Consider the following 18316-nt stretch of genomic DNA (forward strand, 5'->3'; position numbering starts at 1 on the left):
CCTGTTCTAGCACGGCAATTCTGGAATGGAACGGGGCCGTAGCTTAAAATCATACAAATGACTCTAAACACCGTGAGAATCTGATTTTCGGCGCATTCCACCTTACTCAGCGCGCGGTGCAATCGGGCAGTTGCGGTTAAGCCATACAAGAACGGGCTAGTCAGTGTCGGTCTCCGGCTTTACGTTCGCGCCGCAGACTTGGAGGGACTACGAAGTGATGCAATCAGGAGCATGGGTCGCTGTTGACTGGGGCACCTCAAATTTAAGGGCTTGGGCGCTGGACGGCGATGGTTCCGTAATCGGAACAGCAAGCTCGGACAAAGGCATGGGCAAGTTGACCCCCGATGCTTTCCCTAGCGCACTAACAGAAACAATCGGCCAGTTAGGCTTGGCGACATCGCCAGACGAAGTGTTGATCTGTGGCATGGCAGGCGCCCGCCAGGGCTGGCTCGAAGCGCCTTACCTTGAAGCCCCTACCGACCTTAAAGACTTAGCCGCGGGTGCGGTCCATCCCGAAATGGCTGGCGGCTTGCGCGTCTCCATTTTGCCCGGCGTATGCCAGCGCCACGGTAGCGATGACGTCATGCGCGGCGAGGAGACTCAGCTCCTTGGGCTCGCGGCAATCTCTCCCGACTATTCCGGTCTCGTCTGCATGCCCGGCACCCACTCCAAGTGGGCCAAGCTCTCCGGCACCAAGATCGAGAGCTTCTCGACGGCCATGACCGGCGAGATGTTTGATCTACTCAAGACCCATTCCGTGCTTCGCCATTCCCTACAGGGCGACCTCACCACTGCGGATCGCGATGACGGGTTTGTCTATGGCGCCAGCAAGGGCCTCGAACACCCCGAGAATTTGATCGGGCAGCTGTTCGCCGCTCGCGCCAGCGCTCTTCTCTCCGGTCGGAGCTCGGCATGGTGCGCAGGCTATCTCTCGGGCCTCCTCATTGGCTCTGAGATCGCCGCCAACCGTTCCAAGATCGGTTACGACCCCGTCCCCCTCATCGGCTCACACACTCTGTGCGCGCTTTATGCCCGCGTGCTGGGCATGACCGGCGCTTCGAGCCGTATCGTAAATGTTACAGACGTCATGCTCGCAGGCCTTAAGGCCGCGCGCACCGGCATCGCAGGAGTATAAGTATGAACCACCGTCACATCATCGCCATCCTGCGTGGCCTCAAGAACGACGAAGCTGTTGCCGTCTGCACCGCGCTCGTGGATGCTGGCATTACCCTGATTGAAGTTCCGCTCAATTCGCCCAACGCACTCGAAAGCATTCGCCGTGCGGCAGAGGCGCTTTCAGACCGTGCGGACATTGGCGCAGGCACGGTGCTTTCCGTTGAAGACGTCCGTAACGTCAAGGCTGCCGGTGGCGTCTTCATCGTCTCGCCTGACACCAATCCGGAGGTGATCAAGGAAACCCTAGCCCAAGGCATGGCCTCCTATCCCGGCGTCTTCTCACCCACCGATGCGTTCACCGCCATTCGCAATGGTGCGACAGGCCTAAAATTCTTCCCGGCAGAAGTTCTGGGCTCCAAAGGCATCAAGGCTGTTAAGGCCGTCCTGCCGCCTGCCGTTCCAACCTATGCTGTGGGCGGCGCCAACCCGGATAACTTCCACGAGTTCTTCGCTGTCGGTTGCACTGGCTTTGGCCTTGGCACCTACATCTTTAAGCCCGGCATGAGTGTCGCCGAGGTTTCGGAACGCGCCAAACTAGCCGTGGCCTCCTATGACAAAGGAGCTAAGGCGTGAGCGATACCGCACAGTTACTGTTAGATAGCCAATGCGCCCTTGGTGAAGGGCCATTCTGGCACCCACACCGCGAAAAACTCTTCTGGTTTGATATCAATAATCAAACCCTCTTTGCCGTCGACGAAAATGGCAAGGATCAGGAAAGCTGGGCATTTGACGAGATCGTCACCGCCGCTGCAATCATCTCGGCGGATGAACTCGCCTTGGCGACGGAAACGGGGCTAAAGCGTTTCAATCTCGTCACCGGTGAGAGCCGCCTCATCGTCGCTATTGAAGCCGATAAGCCGGGTAACCGCTCCAATGACTGTCGCCTCCATCCATCAGGCGGCTATTGGATCGGCACCATGGTCAAGGATGAAGGCCCAGCCGAAGGCGCGCTCTATCACTTCCGTAAGGGGAAGCTGACGCAAATCCGTTCTGCGGCCGCCATTCCCAATGCTGCTTGCTTCACCGCCGACGGAAAGCGCGCCTACTGGACCGACACACCAACCCAGAAAATCCTCACCGTCGCGACAGACCCGGAAACAGGCCTGCCTGTCGGCGAATGGGAAGCTTTCGCTGACGTCTCGAACGACCGCGGCTATCCCGATGGCGCTGTTGTCGACAGCGAAGGATATCTCTGGAACGCCCGCTGGGGCGGCAACTGTGTCATCCGTTATGCCCCAGACGGCACAATAGACCGCATTATTGAAGTGCCCGTCAGTCAGGTCACCTGCCCCGCATTTGGCGGCAAGGACTTGAAGCGCCTCTTCATCACGACCGCCAATAAGACGTTGTCGGAAGACCAACTGGCCGCAGAAAAAGTTGCCGGTGGCCTCTTCTACATCGACCTCGACGTGGCGGGACTACCGGAACCAACTATAGAGCTCTGAGGACGAGATGTACCCTGCATTGGGCGTTTGCTACTATCCCGAACATTGGCCAGAAGATTGGTGGGACGCAGACGCCCGCCGCATGGCCGAAGTCGGGATCAAAATCGTGCGGATCGGCGAATTCGCCTGGTCACGCCTTGAGCCTACGCCCGGCAATTTACAGTTCGATTGGCTTATTCGGTCGATGGACGTACTGCACAAACATGGCCTTAAGGTCATTGTCGGCACACCCACGGCGACCCCGCCGCGCTGGATGGCGGACAAACACCCAGATATGTTCGCAGTGGATGCGCAGGGACGGCGGCGTGGCTTCGGCTCCCGCCGCCATTACGATTTCTCTCACCTTGGCTATCGTGAAGAGGCTGCACGGATCACAAGGATCGTCGCTGAACGCGTTGGCGATCACCCTGCCCTCATTGGCTGGCAGACCGACAATGAATATGGCTGCCACGGCACGACCTATTCCTATTCACCTGCTGCTGAAGCTGGTTTCCGCCTCTGGCTTGAAAAGAAATACGGCACGATCGACGCGCTTAATCAGGCGTGGGGCAATGTCTTCTGGTCGATGGAATACAATCGCTTCGATCAGATCGAGCTGCCTAATCTTTTGGTCTGCGAAGCCACACCGGGCCATGAGCTAGATTTCCGCCGCTATGCCTCCGATCAGGTCGCGGCTTTCAATGCTGTCCAATTCGACATTCTCAAGGCCCAGCGCCCAGACCTGCCGGTCATCCATAATTTCATGAGCCGTTATGCCGAGTTCGACCACTATGATGTGGCCGAAACACTCGATATCGCCTCGTGGGACAGCTATCCCATCGGTCACCTTGCGATGTCCGATGAGAGTGCGGAAACCAAGCGCCAGTACCTGCGCCAAGGCGATCCGGACAATGCTGCCTTCCACCATGATCTCTACCGCACGGTCGGGCATGGCCGCTGGTGGATCATGGAGCAGCAACCTGGCCCGGTGAACTGGGCTTTTGCTAATCCCGACCCTTTGCCTGGCATGGCACGTCTTTGGGCGTGGGAAGCCTTTGCACACGGCGCAGAAGTGGTTTCTTACTTCCGTTGGCGGCAGGCCCCCATGGCCCAAGAGCAGATGCACGCGGGCCTGCTCCGTCCCGATAGCGAACCAGCCCCGGCCTATCACGAGGCGACACAGGTCGCTCAAGAGTTACGCGACATCGGCTTGGATGGCCTCGCCAATAAGGGCCGCGTCGCGCTGGTCTATGATTACCAGAGCGAATGGGCATGGGAGATCATGCCGCAAGCGCAAGGGTTTAAGCACGGCAATCACGTGCGCGAACTCTATTCGGCTTTCCGCAAACACGGCCTCGACGTTGATGTCCTTTCACCCAAAACCACGAGTTTTGAGGGTTATGACATCGTCGCTCTGCCAGCCCTGTTCGCTTGGACCGACGCGCTACGCACCGCTGTAGAAAGCTTTGAGGGGCATCTCCTCATCGGGCCACGCACGGGCTCTAAGGATCAGAACTACATCACGCCCAAGCGTCTCGGGCCCGACTTGCCGCAAAACCTTCTCGACGTGAAAGTTGCGCGGGTCGACAGCCTGCCGCGTGGCGTCTCGGTTACCGTTCGCGGTGGCGGCGAGACACAGCTTTGGCGGGAAAAAACCGAAGGCGGTGCCGAGGTCATTATCGAGGACGTTGAAGGCGTTCCGGTTCTCCTCTCGCAGGGCAAGATCTTCTACCAGACCGCGAGCGGCGACCGCGCTTTGGTCCAGCGCATTGCCGATTACCTGATCGCCGAGGCCGATGTGCCGGTGCTGAATATTCCTGCGGGCGTGCGCTGCCGAACCCGTGGAAAGTTCCGCATCTACGTCAACTACGGCACCACGACCCAAACACTTATCCCCGCACCAGATGAGAGCGGTTATGCTTTGGGCGGACCAGAAATCGAAAGCGCTGGTGTTACCGTTGCAAGGCTCTCCACGGGCGGTTGAGATTTGTGAGCGCAGGCCGAAGATCAAAACGGCCTGCCTCATCATTCCAAACCAAACTGTGTACGCCACCTCGGGCTAACTGATCCGCGTCGATGATCTGGCCTGCGCTAGTGCAGAATACGGGCGCTCTAAGGCGGGTTATGACGAGATCATGCCGCCCGCAGTCTTCGGCAAAGGCGGCGGCGTTCTTTATTGTCGCGACGCTATAGCCGTTCTGATCGGAAACACACGCAAGGTCGTCGCATCTTGTGGTGCTGTGCTGCGCGCTGATTTCCGTCTGAAAATGCTGCTCCCAGACTTCCACGGCAAAACTCCCAGCGCGTCCCGTAACGAGCCCATATCCGTCACCATCCCGGATTGCGACGGCCTGGGTGGTGTCGGCGATTAGAATATCCGGCCGTGGTACCCAGCCATAAAAAAGCACCAGAGGCACGAGGACAATAGGGCCCAAAAATCGCCATCGCGTTTGCAGAAAAGCAAACCACGCCAATGCGATAACACTAGCGACCAAGGTCCATTCTGCAAGCAATGGGTTACCAGTAAACCCTTCACTCCAGCCAGCGACCAGTTCTGCCACATCGACCATCCGGTCGATGCCCCAGCCCATAATTTGAAAAGGCGCAGCATCAAGGCCGAGCGGAATGGCCAAGGCCGACACCACGCCAAACGGCATAATGATCAGGCTAACAAACGGCAAAGCCAAGACATTGCCCACCACGCCCAATGGAGCTGTTTGCTGAAAATGATAGGCCGAGAAAAGCATCGTCGCGCCCCCGGCGATGAAGCTCGTCCAAGCGGTCGCCGAGACAAGGCTCACTACCCGGCTGAACCGCCCACTGGACTTGGGGATTTTGCCAAGCGGCATTTCATAAACGCCGATCAATGCCACGACAGCGGCGAATGACAGCTGAAAGCTCGGGCGGAAAATGCTCGCTGGATCAATGACTAAAATGGCAAGAGCGGCAATCGCAACGTTACGCATCGTCAAGGCCTGTCGCCCCGCCAACACCGCCCCAAAGACCAGCGCCAGCATCAATGTGGAGCGAAATGCCGGGACATTTTCGATGCCACCCGCGAGCGCCAGATAAGCAAAGGCGGACAGCAAGCCGACAACCGCCGCAATCTTTTTTACCGGCAAGCCGACCGCGAGGGGAATAGACGCAAGAAGCAGGCGCACAAGGAAATAGATCCCTCCCGCGACGATGGAGAGATGGAGGCCCGAAATCGAATAGATATGGGCAAGCCCCGATGCAGCCATAACCTCCCGTGTTTCATCATCAATATCGCTCTGGTCCCCCACGACCATGGCCTTGCCAATCGCTGCGGTTGCGTCATCAAGGTGCATGTCTATCCGATCCGCAATGGCTGTGCGGAGCGCCAGTACGCGCCGATCCAGCGCGAAACCGTCGCCGCTCCATACCAGCTGAAACTGGCTCGTTACATTTCCATATGCACCTACGCCGTTGAAATACGAATGGAATTGACCATCGAATGCCCCCGGCAACACGGGGCCCGGAATAGGCGCAAAGCGCATTGCGGCGCGAATGATGTCGCCGGGCTCCACCTGCACATCCACCGGCAAGATCAACCGCGCCCGGCGGATCGGCACCGCCCGCGCCTCTGCATCCGGGGTGATGGCTGAAATGATGACCCGCGCCCGCCCGCCGTCACTACCGAGCACCTCATCAACGCGCGCCTCATAGGTCCCGTAGAAAGGCGTGCGCAGCATATCTGTACCAAAGAGGGCTCCATGCAGCGGCAGGAGGCAAAACCCGGCCCACAGGGCTGATAGCTGCACCATAAGCCGGATACCCTCAATGGGCGCGCGCCAGCTTGCCCAGACGAGACCGAGAGCGCAAACAACCGCTCCGGTCGCCAGAACCAGCCAATGCGGTTCCCCCAACAGCAGGGTATAGGCAATCATCCCCGCGATGAGCGAAAATGGCAGCAGCACGAAACCGCGCCTTTGCTCAAAGGCCGCGCCAAATTCCGCGACAAGTCTCTGATACGCAGTCGCTAAAGGGTGAGCGATCATTTGGCGCAGGAAAACCTGACCGAAAACACCGGAAAGTCCGGCATTTATCGGCCTAAACCGAGACCAAATCGGTACTCGTTCGCTCCCCACGCGCGCCCTCGCCCTTGCGCTGCCCCAAGGCTATGGTACACACGCCGCACACTTCCTCAAAATTCCTTGGAACCATGTCTCAGGTCGTAACCCGTTTCGCCCCATCCCCCACCGGTTACCTGCACATTGGTGGTGCTCGTACCGCCCTGTTTAGCTGGGCTTTCGCAAAGCACTCCGGCGGCAAGATGCTGCTGCGTATCGAGGACACCGACCGCGAGCGTTCCACCGAAGCTGCAGTTGTCGCGCTCATCGATGGCCTGACTTGGCTGGGCCTCGACTGGGAAGGTGAACCGATCAGCCAGTTTGAACGCGCACCGCGCCACGCGGAAGTCGCTCACGAGCTGGTCAAGATGGGCCACGCTTACTATTGCTACTGCTCGCCAGAAGAACTCGACAAGATGCGCGAAGACGCGCGCGCTGCCGGTAAGCCTCCGCGCTACAATGGCTATTGGCGCGACCGCGATGTGAGCGAAGCGCCGGAAGGCGTAAAGCCAGTCGTGCGCATCAAGGCTCCGCTGTCTGGCGAAATCGTCGTCAAGGACCATGTCCAGGGCGATGTCGTCTTCAAGACCGAAAACCTCGACGATTTCATCATCCTGCGTTCGGACGGCACCCCGACCTATATGCATGCCGTGGTTGTCGACGACCATGACATGGGCGTCACCCACATTATCCGTGGCGACGACCACCTCACCAATGCCGCCCGCCAAATCATCATTTACAACGCCATGGGTTGGACTGTGCCGGAAATGGCGCATATTCCGCTGATCCACGGTCCTGACGGCGCTAAGCTCTCCAAGCGTCACGGTGCACTCGGCGCTGAACAATACCGCCAGATGGGCTACCTGCCCGCAGCCATGCGCAACTATCTCTCGCGCCTAGGCTGGAGCCACGGCGACGAAGAAATCTTCTCGACCGAGCAGATGGTTGAGTGGTTCAGCCTAGAAGCCCTCAACAAGGGCGCGGCACGGTTTGACTTCGATAAGCTGGCGAACATCAACGGCATCTATATTCGTGCTGCTGAGCCTGCGTATCTCTACGAGGTCATGGTCGCGACCGCGCTTGAAACCGGCCGCACCGAAGACCACGCCGGTCTGGTTGCCAACCACAATTCGGTGCTCGCCGCGCTGCCAGAACTGCAGCCACGTGCGAAAACTGTCCTCGAGCTCATCGACCTGGCGCAGTTCATTTACGCGACCCGCCCGATCACGCCTGACTCGGCCGCTGCAGCATTGCTGACCCCTGAAAATCGCGAGATGCTCAAAAGCGTTGCTGATACGTTAGGGGGCCTTGCCGATTGGTCAGTGCCAGAGATCGATGCGGTCATGCGCAAACTGGCCGAAGAGAAGGGTCTCAAGCTCGGCAAGCTTGCTCAGCCACTGCGTGCTGCACTCACCGGACGCACCGTTTCTCCGGGGATTTTCGAGGTAATGGTGCTGATCGGCCGCGAAGAAAGCATGGCTCGACTCGGCGACGTAACCGTCAACTAAAACCTTTAAATATCGGCGCGGTTCACCCGCGCCGATACCGCACCAGCGCATACCTATCGGTTGCCTCTCAGGCCTAGAACCTGATACCTCTACCCTCGAAAACGGCGCGGTCAGGCGCCGGTGCCGGCACGATGCACCAGCTTTGCTTTTGTGCCTGCGATGAATCGAGGAGTGCTCTATGACCGACAAAGTCGCCAAACTCGTCATCGGAGATGAAACCCATGAGTTCCCGATCCTGAGCGGGTCGGTCGGACCAGATGTGGTTGATATCCGTTCACTCTATGCCAAGACCGGTCTGTTCACATACGACCCCGGTTTCACCTCGACAGCCGCCTGCGATAGCGCCATCACCTATATCGATGGTGACAAAGGCGAGCTTCTCTATCGCGGTTACCCAATCGAACAACTGGCCGAGCACTCCAGCTTTCTCGAAGTTTCCTACCTCCTCCTCTATGGCGAACTGCCAACCGCAGCTCAGCTGAAAGACTTCGACGAGGTCGTTACCCGCCACACAATGGTGCATGAGCAGATGCACTATTTCTATCGCGGCTTCCGTCGCGACGCTCATCCTATGGCCATCATGACCGGTGTCGTGGGCGCTATGGCGGCGTTCTACCACGACTCCACCGACATCAATGACCCACAGCAGCGCGAGATCGCCTCGATCCGTATGATCGCGAAGATCCCAACGCTCGCAGCTATGGCGTATAAATATTCGGTCGGTCAGCCCTTCGTCTATCCACGTAACGACTTGGATTACGCAGCGAATTTCCTGCACATGTGCTTCTCGGTTCCTGCCGAACAGTACAAGGTCGATCCGAAAATCGCCCGTGCGATGGACCTGATCTTTACCCTGCACGCAGACCACGAACAGAACGCATCGACCTCGACCGTGCGCCTGTCCGGCTCGTCGGACGCGAACCCATTCGCCTGTATCGCTGCCGGTGTTGCTTGCCTCTGGGGACCTGCTCACGGCGGCGCCAACGAAGCATGCCTGAACATGCTCCGCGAAATCGGCACTGTTGATCGCATTCCCGAGTTCATCGCTCGTGCGAAAGACAAGAACGATCCGTTCCGCCTGATGGGCTTTGGTCACCGCGTCTACAAAAACTTCGACCCTCGTGCGAAGGTCATGCAGCAGACAGCGAAGGAAGTTCTGGCCATCCTTGGCGTTGAGAACAATCCAACCCTGCAGGTTGCTCAGGAACTCGAGCGCATTGCGCTGGAAGATCAGTACTTCATCGATCGCAAGCTCTATCCAAATGTCGATTTCTATTCGGGCGTGATCCTCGATGCGATCGGCTTCCCAACCTCGATGTTCACCGTTCTGTTCGCGGTGGCTCGTACCGTTGGCTGGATCAGCCAGTGGAAGGAAATGATCGGCGATCCTCAGAAGAAGATCGGCCGTCCGCGCCAGCTCTACCAAGGCGCGACCGCACGCGATTACGCTCCGATCGAAACCCGGTAATCACAGGTCAGATCATCATAAAATTAGGCCCCGCATTGCGGGGCCTTTTTTCATTCCGGATTATAGTAGCGAAGGATGCGTTCAACGGGATCAACCCGTGCCTCACCCTCTTCTCCATGTTCCATAAGAGTGCGAATGCGTGCAAAGCCAACCAACTGCGCTTGGCTGCTTGCCGGTTCGTCGAGAAGCTGAGTGATCTTCGCGACCAGTGCTGCAGGATCGGCTTCGAGTTGCAGAACCTCGGGCACCAGCGGCTGATCGAGGATCGCGTTGGGGAGTGACGCGTACTTCACCTTATACTTCACCCAACGCTTGGCCTGCCCCTTATCGGCAACATAGGTCGTGACCATGGGAACACCAGAAAGCGCCAGCTCAAGCGTGACGGTACCAGTCACCGCGACAGCCGCCACGGCGCTATCCAGTGCAGCAGCCCGGCGCTCATCTCCTGTGATCACCTCAACGGCAACCGGCCACTGGCTGGTTTCACGCTCTACGCGCGCTTTAAGACGGCTCGGTGTCGGAAGCACAAAACCAGTTACACGCGGATGGTCGGCCAATTGCTTGGCGACCTCGGCCATCAGTGGCAGATGGCGACGCAACTCGCCCTCGCGGCTGCCTGGTAAGAGCATCAGCGGCCCGCTCTGGGGCACTTCTGAACGCTGTTTGAATACGCTTGTCGCCGGGTGACCGATATAATTCGTTTCAGGTCCGCCAGCCGCGCGCATAAACGCTGGTTCGAAAGGCAAGACGGATAGTATCTCGCGAAATTTCGGGCTCAGGGACTTGGCCCGCTCAGGCTTCCAAGCCCAAACGGCGGGAGCCACACAAAGCACCACTGGTATTTCGGGAGCCAGCTTGTGGACCTGCTTGGCAACAATGGCGTTGAAAACTTGAGAGTCGACCAACACCGCAACATCGGGCCGAGCCTTAACAATGGCCCGTGCGACCTGCCGCGACCGCCAGAGTAGTTTGGGCAAGCGTGGTAACACGTCAGCCCAGCCCATGACCGATAGCTCATTCATATCAAAGAATGATTTGAGGCCTAGGGAAGAGAGTGCTTCACCCCCTACCCCGGCAAATTCAAGTGGCACACGCGCCTGCAATCGCGAAACGAGATCTGCAGCAATGCGGTCGCCAGATGGCTCGCCCGCAAGGATAAAGAGACGAAGCGGGCTCGTCATGTTCTCTACTCTTACTCTTCGTCTAGATCACGCGGCTGAATAAGGGGGCGATCTTCAGCGGTAATGAAGTTCACCACATCCTGCACCAGCGGCTTGTCTTTAAACATCTCAGCGGCGTCTTCGACGCGCTCACGAAGCGTCCCCTCTTGCGAGAAGATCATGCGATAGGCAGCTCGCAATGAATGAATTGCATCACGATCAAAGCCGCGACGCTTCAAACCAACGAGGTTCAACCCACCCAGTCGCGCACGATTACCGACAGCCAAGCCATAAGGAATGACGTCAGCATCAATCATGCTCTGCGCGCCGATGAAGGCATGATGCCCAATACGCACGAACTGGCGTACCGCACATATGCCGCCAAAGCCGACGTGATCGCCGACAATCGAATGGCCGGCCAGACCAACGTAATTGGCCAGCACCACATTATTGCCAACCTGGCAATCGTGAGCCACATGCGAACAGGCCATCAGCAAACAGTCATTGCCAATCCGCGTATATAGACCGCCACCTTCCGTTCCCGGGTTGATGGTGACGGACTCACGGATGGTGTTGCGCTCACCGATCTCGAGATAGGACTCTTCGCCGTGGAACTTCAAATCCTGAGGTTGATGCCCAATCGAAGCGAAGGGGAAGATCTTTGTACCGGCACCGATTGTGGTGCGGCCGTCGATGGAGACATGGGACACCAGTTCCACATTGTCGCCCAGTTTGACGTTAGGTCCGACAATGCAATACGGCCCAATACGGACGCCCGCACCGAGCTGAGCGTTTTTATCAACGATTGCTGTCGGATGGATAGTCAAACTGCTCACTCGTCGGCACCAACAATCATGGCAGTGATTTCCGCTTCGGCAATCACCACACCATTGACCTTGGCTTGCGCGCCATAGCGCCCGACGTTGCGACGACGCTGGATCTTAGCGATATGAAACTCAATCGTGTCGCCCGGACCTGCTGGCTTGCGGAACTTGGCCTTATCAACGCCAAGCATCAGAACGACGTTTTTCTTGCCGCCATTGGAATCGTGCTTAATCACGATAGCACCGGCCGTCTGGGCCATGCCTTCGATGATGAGCACACCAGGAAAAATCGGATTACCGGGGAAGTGGCCGGTAAAAATAGGCTCGTTGTAGGTGACGTTCTTCACACCAACAGCACTCTCGTCACCGTCAATTTCGATGATCTTGTCGATCATCAAGAACGGGTAACGGTGTGGGAGGGCTTCCAGAATTTCACCAATGCTCATCGCATCGAGTTCGGTCACGGCGGTAGTTTCAGTCATCCCCGCTTCTCACCCTTTGTTAGTTTGCGCATGATGGCGAGTTCTCGCCAGAAATCTCTAATATCCTGAGCTGGCGCACCAGCTAGCTTCGAATCTGCTGGCCAATCCTTAGTCACCGCAGCGCGGCCATGAACCACGGAGCGAGTACCAATTCTCAGGTGCCCTGAGCTCCCGACCCCACCACCAAGAAGCACGCTGTCTTCAACGATAGTAGACCCAGAGAGCCCGGACATCGCCGCAATCAGACAATTGCGACCAATTTTGCAGTTGTGACCGATCTGCACGAGGTTGTCGACCTTTGTGCCCTCGCCGATCACGGTATCCCCAAGCGCGCCACGATCAATTGTCGAATTCGCACCAATTTCAACGCGATCTTGAATAATGGCGCGACCGAGCTGCGGGATCTTCCGGTTCGTCCGGCCATGATCCAACCAGCCAAAGCCTTCCGTGCCGATCCGCACACCGGGGTGCAGCACAACGCCATTGCCCAGATGCGCGCATTCCAAAGTGACATTGGCGCCAATAACGCAATTGCGCCCGATGGTGACCCCTGCCCCAATGACGGCATTGGCGCCGATAACCGTTCCGCGACCGATTTCAACGCCTTGCCCAACAGCGACATTAGCGCCGAGATAGACGTCAGCCTCAATCAGCGGCTCTGCGAGATCGTCACGCAGACCAGCAATGATCGACCGTGTGTTGGATGGGTAAAGCGCGTCCAGAATGTCTGCAAAAACGTTATGGGTACCCGTGGTCGCAACGACAATCGCTCCCTTAGGAGCGTCATCAACCAGATTTGGGGAAACCAACACAATGCCAGCAGACGACTGGCGTAACTCACTCGCGTAGCTCGGATGAGCCGCAAATGCGATCTCGCCTGGCCCTGCAAGTTCTAGTTCTGAAACGCCCGTTACAAGGTAGTCCGGCCGGCTAAGGTCTGGAACAAGATCCTCACGACCGATGCTAGTAAGCAGCGCGCCCAACTGGACAGGCCCGGCAAAACGGTGGAAACGCGTATCAACCATACTGTCACTCAAAATAAACGAGCCGCGGGCGACCGCGCCGCGGCTCGAAAATATCTGTCACGTTGCTCTGATTAGAGCAAGCTGGAGATCGTAAACTGGAACACCTGAGTACGATCGTCTGTGGCCTTGTTCAACACGTGAGCAACGTCACCACGGAGCGGGCCGAATGGTGAATCCCAGATCAGGGACGCGCCAACCGAAGCCTTCCAAGGCTCATCAACGCTGCCAGCAGCAAGTGCGCCGCCGCCGAGACCTGGAAGATGTTCGCTACCGACATATGCCGCATCAGCGAACACTGCGCCGCTCAGACCGTAGCTCTCTGGCAGACCAGGGATTGGGAACTGAACTTCAGCCGAAATACCAGCATAGTAGGTCATGCCGAGGTATTCGCCATTGTCGAGGCGCGGACCGACACCACGACCCTGGAAACCACGAACAAGCGACGAACCAGCCGAGAAGGCCTCAACCGCATGAACGGCACCACCGTCCATGGAATTGATGATACCGGCCTGAGCGCGCACACTACCGACCACACCAGCATCTGGGATCAGAGGCATGAAGTAGCGACCGCGTGCTTCGGTCTTGAGCAGGTTATGATCCCAGCCAATGTACTGCTGTGTGAAGGTTGCAAGCAGACCTTCACTTGGCTTCTTCTGATCGTTCAGAGAATTCCAAGTCAGCGAGTAGCCAACAAATGCCTTGTTGAAGACCTGACCATCATCCACGAGAGCCGAGTACGGATCCTTCGCGTCAGCGATAACCTTATGCTCACCACCGAAGAATACCGAGCTCGACAGAGCACTGGTAATCGGAACACCGAAGCGAACCTGCCCGCCGGTTGCCTGCGTACCGTAGAAGCTATTCGAGTTTTCGTCGCTAATGCGGTGATACGCATCAATACCAGCCGAAACCCGGGTACCCATGAAACGCGGCTCGGTGAAGGAGAAGTCGAACGTACGGCCCGACTCCGATGCACCGATTGCAGCACGAAGGTACTGACCACGACCAAGGAAGTTGCGCTCGGTCAGCGACAGCTCACCAAGGATACCATCCGAAGTGGAGTAACCTGCGGTTGCGCCATATTCACCAGTCGGACCTTCTTCAACATTAATGTTGAGGATGATCTTATCGGCAGAGGAACCCTGCGCGGTCGAGATATCGACCTTAGTGAAATAGCCAAGATTTTCGAGATTCTGACGACCGCGAACGACCATCGAGCGATTGAACGCATCGCCTTCTGCGAAGTCAAATTCACGGCGAATAACAAAGTCACGCGACTTCACGTTGCCACTGATGTTGATGCGCTCAACATAAATGCGCGCACCCTCATCAACCAGGTAAGTTACGTTAAACGTGCCGGTCGCAACGTCACGATCAAGGCGAGCACGAACGTCAGCAAAGGAATAACCCTGCGCCGTCGCTTCATACGCCATCGTCTCGATGGACTTCTGCAGCGCATCAGCCGAATAGGTCGAACCCTTGCCTGTACGAACCGCACCGCGCAGCGCGTCAGTATTCAGACCACTGATGCTGGTTTCGATACCAACATTACCAATCTTGTAACGCTGACCTTCATTAACAGTGACGTTGATGAAGTACGCATTGCGCGCAGCGTCAAATTCAACAACCGAGTTCACCTGAGCATCTGGGTAACCACGGTTTGCGTAGTAGAGACGAAGGCGTTCACGATCCACGGCAAGCTTACGCTCATCGTAGGAGTCATCACGAACCAACCAGCTCAGCAGACCAGTTTCCTTGGTCAGCATGGCACCCTTAAGGTTGCCAGAACCAATCGCGTTATTACCGGTGAAATTAATCCCAGCAATGCCAGAGCGATTGCCTTCATTAATCTGGAAGATAACACGAACACGACTATCAGCAGTCGCTTCAGTGCGCGCCGTCACGGTAACACCGCGATAGCCCTGCGCATCATAAGCGCGACGGATACTCTCAACGTCGGCAGCAAGACGTGCTTGCGAGAAAATACCAGAACTCGACAGGTCAACCATGTCGACCAGCTTGCTGTCCTGAATTGCACGGTTGCCTTCAAATAGAACCGAGGCAACCAGCTGTTCCTGAGCGTAGGCAGCGACAGCGCCGACAACAGGAACACCAGCAGCGAGGGACGAAGCCCCGAGTATGGCGATCGCGGAAACCGCGCCACGCATCAGCTTGGTGGGGTAGATCATATTGTTTTTGCCTTCTGCGACCGCCCGGGGAATCGCCATGCACAGCGCCTCCCCAAGCAAACTCCATTGAAGTGTTTTACTGTTTTTTGAATTTGGAACAACCCCGTACCACGCAGAACGCAAGTTATTCGTCTCAACCCTTGTATTCACGCAACACACTGCCAGTTAAGGTTAACCCGCAGTTAGCGCAGAATTCCGAAATATGCGAAAAGTGTATCATTAAAGAGCGTAAAGACCATAAGGCCGACAACCAAAGCAAATCCAAAGCGATAGCCGATCTCCTGCACCCTCATACTCAGAGGTTTACCCCTGACCGCTTCAACGGCGTAATAGAGCAAGTGCCCCCCATCAAGCATGGGAACTGGCAGGAGATTGAATATGCCAATGTTGAGGGACAGCAGCGCCATCAGATTGATCAGCGCGACGAATCCCAAGGTCGCTACTTCCCCGGAAACCTTCGCAACTTTGACAGGACCGCCAAGCTGCTCCACGTCTCCGCGGCCAACAAAGAAGTCACCCAGGAACGCCGCAGTGCGCTGAATAATAAAGCGGATTTCCTCAAAGGTCATGCCGATGGCTTCGACTGGACCCGGCTTGTACAGCGCAACTTCCTCTTGAGTAACGTCACGCGTTACCCCGATCCGGCCGATACGCTGATTGTTGCCGAAACGATCTTCAACCGAAACAGCCTCTGGTGTTAGTGCAATAGCACGTTCGCCACCGTTCCGCTCCAAGACAACGCTGACTTCGCGCTCAGGGCTGGTCGCGATGAATCGCTGGAAGTCGTCAAACCCGCGAACTTTGTAACCGTCCACAGAGATGATCATATCGCCCGGCTCAAAACCTGCTTCAGCCGCGACAGAGGCTGGCAACACGTCGCCGATCGTGGGCGGAATAATGTAGCGCCCATAGCTCATGAGCAGCACATAGAGGATGACGAATGTCAGGATGATGTTTGCGACGGGACCAGCGAGAACGATGGAGATCCGCTGCCAAACATTCTTATTCATGAACAAGCGCGGCGCCAGAGCCGGGTCAATATTCTTCATGACCTCAGGATCGGGCGCGCTGGCCTCATTCATGTCACCAAGGAAGCGAACATAACCACCGAGCGGGATCGCTGAAATCTTCCAACGAGTGCCGTGCTTATCATTCCACCCGATAATCTCAGGACCAAAACCGACAGAAAATGCCTGGATAGCCACGCCATTCCAACGCGCGACAAGATAATGCCCCATCTCGTGGATGAAGACGATCGCAGCGATGATCCAAATGGCATTGAGCCATAAAAAGGCGTCGAACATGGTATTCCTTATAGTGGCACTGGCAAACTACCAGTGCAGCAGGCCTTCAGCGACCGAGCCGAAGCCCTGATGGGTGGCACCGATAATCACCACCAAGAACAAGCCGAATGTGAGGCTATCAAGGCGGTCCATCAGACCACCGTGGCCAGGAATGATGTCGCCTGTGTCTTTAATGCGGAACCAGCGCTTTATGCTGCTTTCGGTGAGGTCACCCACCTGCCCCAGTACACTGATAGAAGCAGCGACAATCAAACCAATCCACCACGGCGATGGCGTAAGAACCATCCAGACCGCAAGGCCCGCAATCGTCCCTAGAGCCAAGCCACCCAAAGCACCTGACCAAGTCTTAGACGGCGAAATGGCTGGTGCCAATTTCTCGCCACCGATCTGGCGACCTGTAAAAAACGCCGCTGAGTCCGTCATCCAGACGCAGGTACCCAGAAACACGCCAGCAACGATACCCAGATCGCCGACACCGCGCATTAACAGCGCCGAGATGATGAGCGCGCTGAACAGCACAATGCCGACTATACGCCACAGGATCTCCCCACGCCCCATGGTCAACGCCACACAGCATGCAATCGCCACAGCAGCGAGAGACCAGACAAAGCCGAAGAATGGAAACACCACCCCCGACAGAGCAACAAGCGCCACAATGGCAATGCCCCTAGGGGTGATCGGCTGGCGAGAAACCATAGTCTCCCACTCGCGATAGCAACCGGCGAAGACTGCGCTGACCACCAGCGCAAACCAGATTCCACCCAAATAGAGAGACACAACGGTCAAGGCGATAAGGACCAACGCAGAAACAAGGCGCGGTCCCACATCTGCCCAAGAGCGACGAACAGGCGTGTTTTGGCTCGACGCGGGGCCTTTTGATTTACTCAACTGGCCACAGCTCCAATACCGCCAAAGCGTCGATCTCGCTTGGTATAAATCTCTAGTACTCGGGTAAAACTCTGCTCGTCGAAATCAGGCCAATGTTCGTCCACAAAAACGAACTCAGCATATGCCGACTGCCACAGCAGAAAGTTTGAAAGACGTTGCTCGCCGCTTGTGCGAATGATGACGTCAGGATCCGGAATACCCGCAGTGTAGAGAGCATTGGAGACGTGTTGCTCTGTGATGTCCTCGGGCTTCAACCGGCCGGCAGCGACTTCTGCCGCGAGATGACGTGTCGCCTCAACCAATTCAGCTTTACTGCCATAGTTGAAAGCTACGACAAGTGTCAGCCCGGTATTGGCAGACGTTTTTGCCTCAACATCTTCGATCAAGCGAACCATCGACGCGTCCAGCTGATGGCGCGACCCAATGATCCGGACACGGACGTTGTTCCGGATAAGCTTCTGCAAATCCGACGCAACAAAGCGGCGTAGAAGATTGAATATAAAGGACACTTCTTCGGGAGGGCGCGTCCAGTTCTCCGATGAGAAACTGAAAACGGTGAGGTAATCCACGCCGTGCGTAATGCAGAGCTCGACGCAGTTACGCAGGGACTTCACGCCTTCGACGTGTCCTTCCGTTCGCATCTTTCCGCGCTGCTTAGCCCAGCGTCCGTTGCCGTCCATAATAACGCCAATATGGGCCGGAATTTTCCATCCCGACCCTGAAACAGCGTTGATCTTTGCGGCGGGTTCCCCAGCCATAAGCCCCTCCAGGCTCGGA

15 protein-coding genes are annotated in these 18316 nt (G+C 56.9%); 6 read left to right on the forward strand and 9 right to left on the reverse strand.

The window, feature by feature from the left end; all coding sequences use genetic code 11:
• The first annotated feature begins 217 nt into the window (after window positions 1–217).
• Genes HKD40_RS01465 through HKD40_RS01480 form a run of 4 tightly spaced genes read left to right on the forward strand, consistent with a single transcriptional unit; the run spans window position 218 to window position 4584 of the window.
• On the forward strand, window positions 218–1135 hold the full coding sequence (locus tag HKD40_RS01465; protein ID WP_169193942.1) for a 2-dehydro-3-deoxygalactonokinase: 918 nt from the start codon (window positions 218–220) through the stop codon (window positions 1133–1135).
• A 2-nt stretch (window positions 1136–1137) separates the two neighbouring features.
• Window positions 1138–1749 carry a 2-dehydro-3-deoxy-6-phosphogalactonate aldolase gene (locus HKD40_RS01470; protein WP_169193943.1) on the forward strand — a complete coding sequence of 204 codons (612 nt, stop codon included), beginning with the start codon at window positions 1138–1140 and terminating at the stop codon, window positions 1747–1749.
• A complete protein-coding gene (locus HKD40_RS01475; protein ID WP_169193944.1) occupies window positions 1746–2621 on the forward strand; it encodes an SMP-30/gluconolactonase/LRE family protein in 876 nt (291 codons plus the stop codon). Before HKD40_RS01470 ends, HKD40_RS01475 begins: the two co-directional genes overlap by 4 nt.
• Window positions 2622–2628: 7 nt before the next feature.
• Window positions 2629–4584: a beta-galactosidase gene (locus HKD40_RS01480; protein ID WP_169193945.1), complete on the forward strand. Its 1956-nt coding sequence runs from the start codon at window positions 2629–2631 to the stop codon at window positions 4582–4584.
• Here the strand turns inward: HKD40_RS01480 and HKD40_RS01485 are convergent.
• On the reverse strand, window positions 4553–6538 hold the full coding sequence (locus HKD40_RS01485; RefSeq protein ID WP_169193946.1) for a ComEC/Rec2 family competence protein: 1986 nt from the start codon (window positions 6536–6538) through the stop codon (window positions 4553–4555). The two genes, HKD40_RS01480 and HKD40_RS01485, sit on opposite strands and share 32 nt — an antisense overlap.
• Window positions 6539–6783: 245 nt before the next feature.
• Between HKD40_RS01485 and gltX the strand changes: the two genes are divergently transcribed.
• Window positions 6784–8199 carry a glutamate--tRNA ligase gene (gene gltX / locus HKD40_RS01490; RefSeq protein ID WP_169193947.1) on the forward strand — a complete coding sequence of 472 codons (1416 nt, stop codon included), beginning with the start codon at window positions 6784–6786 and terminating at the stop codon, window positions 8197–8199.
• 178 nt (window positions 8200–8377) lie between these two features.
• Window positions 8378–9667 carry a citrate synthase gene (gene gltA, locus HKD40_RS01495; protein WP_169193948.1) on the forward strand — a complete coding sequence of 430 codons (1290 nt, stop codon included), beginning with the start codon at window positions 8378–8380 and terminating at the stop codon, window positions 9665–9667.
• 50 nt (window positions 9668–9717) lie between these two features.
• Here gltA and HKD40_RS01500 read toward each other — a convergent pair whose 3' ends face one another.
• The 8 genes from HKD40_RS01500 to HKD40_RS01535 all read right to left on the reverse strand — a co-directional run bounded on the left by HKD40_RS01500 (window position 9718) and on the right by HKD40_RS01535 (window position 18297).
• Window positions 9718–10848: a lipid-A-disaccharide synthase gene (locus HKD40_RS01500; RefSeq protein WP_169193949.1), complete on the reverse strand. Its 1131-nt coding sequence runs from the start codon at window positions 10846–10848 to the stop codon at window positions 9718–9720.
• 11 nt (window positions 10849–10859) lie between these two features.
• Window positions 10860–11663, reverse strand: coding sequence for an acyl-ACP--UDP-N-acetylglucosamine O-acyltransferase (gene lpxA / locus HKD40_RS01505; protein WP_169193950.1), 804 nt, complete (start codon window positions 11661–11663; stop codon window positions 10860–10862).
• Window positions 11660–12133: a 3-hydroxyacyl-ACP dehydratase FabZ gene (fabZ, locus tag HKD40_RS01510; RefSeq protein WP_169193951.1), complete on the reverse strand. Its 474-nt coding sequence runs from the start codon at window positions 12131–12133 to the stop codon at window positions 11660–11662. The genes lpxA and fabZ overlap by 4 nt, the downstream gene beginning before the upstream one ends.
• The gene (gene lpxD / locus HKD40_RS01515) at window positions 12130–13158 is read right to left on the reverse strand and encodes a UDP-3-O-(3-hydroxymyristoyl)glucosamine N-acyltransferase (protein ID WP_169193952.1); all 1029 of its coding nucleotides are present in this window, start codon (window positions 13156–13158) and stop codon (window positions 12130–12132) included. Before lpxD ends, fabZ begins: the two co-directional genes overlap by 4 nt.
• Before the next feature lie 71 nt (window positions 13159–13229).
• Complete coding sequence (bamA, locus tag HKD40_RS01520) at window positions 13230–15386, reverse strand: outer membrane protein assembly factor BamA (protein ID WP_169193953.1); 2157 nt, start codon at window positions 15384–15386, stop codon at window positions 13230–13232.
• Between the two features lie 143 nt (window positions 15387–15529).
• The gene (gene rseP / locus HKD40_RS01525) at window positions 15530–16651 is read right to left on the reverse strand and encodes an RIP metalloprotease RseP (RefSeq protein WP_169193954.1); all 1122 of its coding nucleotides are present in this window, start codon (window positions 16649–16651) and stop codon (window positions 15530–15532) included.
• A 27-nt stretch (window positions 16652–16678) separates the two neighbouring features.
• A complete protein-coding gene (locus HKD40_RS01530; protein WP_169193955.1) occupies window positions 16679–17539 on the reverse strand; it encodes a phosphatidate cytidylyltransferase in 861 nt (286 codons plus the stop codon).
• Window positions 17536–18297 (reverse strand): isoprenyl transferase, encoded by a 762-nt coding sequence (locus tag HKD40_RS01535; RefSeq protein WP_169193956.1) that lies wholly within the window; start codon window positions 18295–18297, stop codon window positions 17536–17538. Before HKD40_RS01535 ends, HKD40_RS01530 begins: the two co-directional genes overlap by 4 nt.
• Between the last annotated feature and the right edge of the window lie 19 nt (window positions 18298–18316).

The sequence above is a fragment of the Devosia sp. MC1541 genome, from assembly GCF_012847305.1.
Taxonomy (GTDB): domain Bacteria; phylum Pseudomonadota; class Alphaproteobacteria; order Rhizobiales; family Devosiaceae; genus Devosia.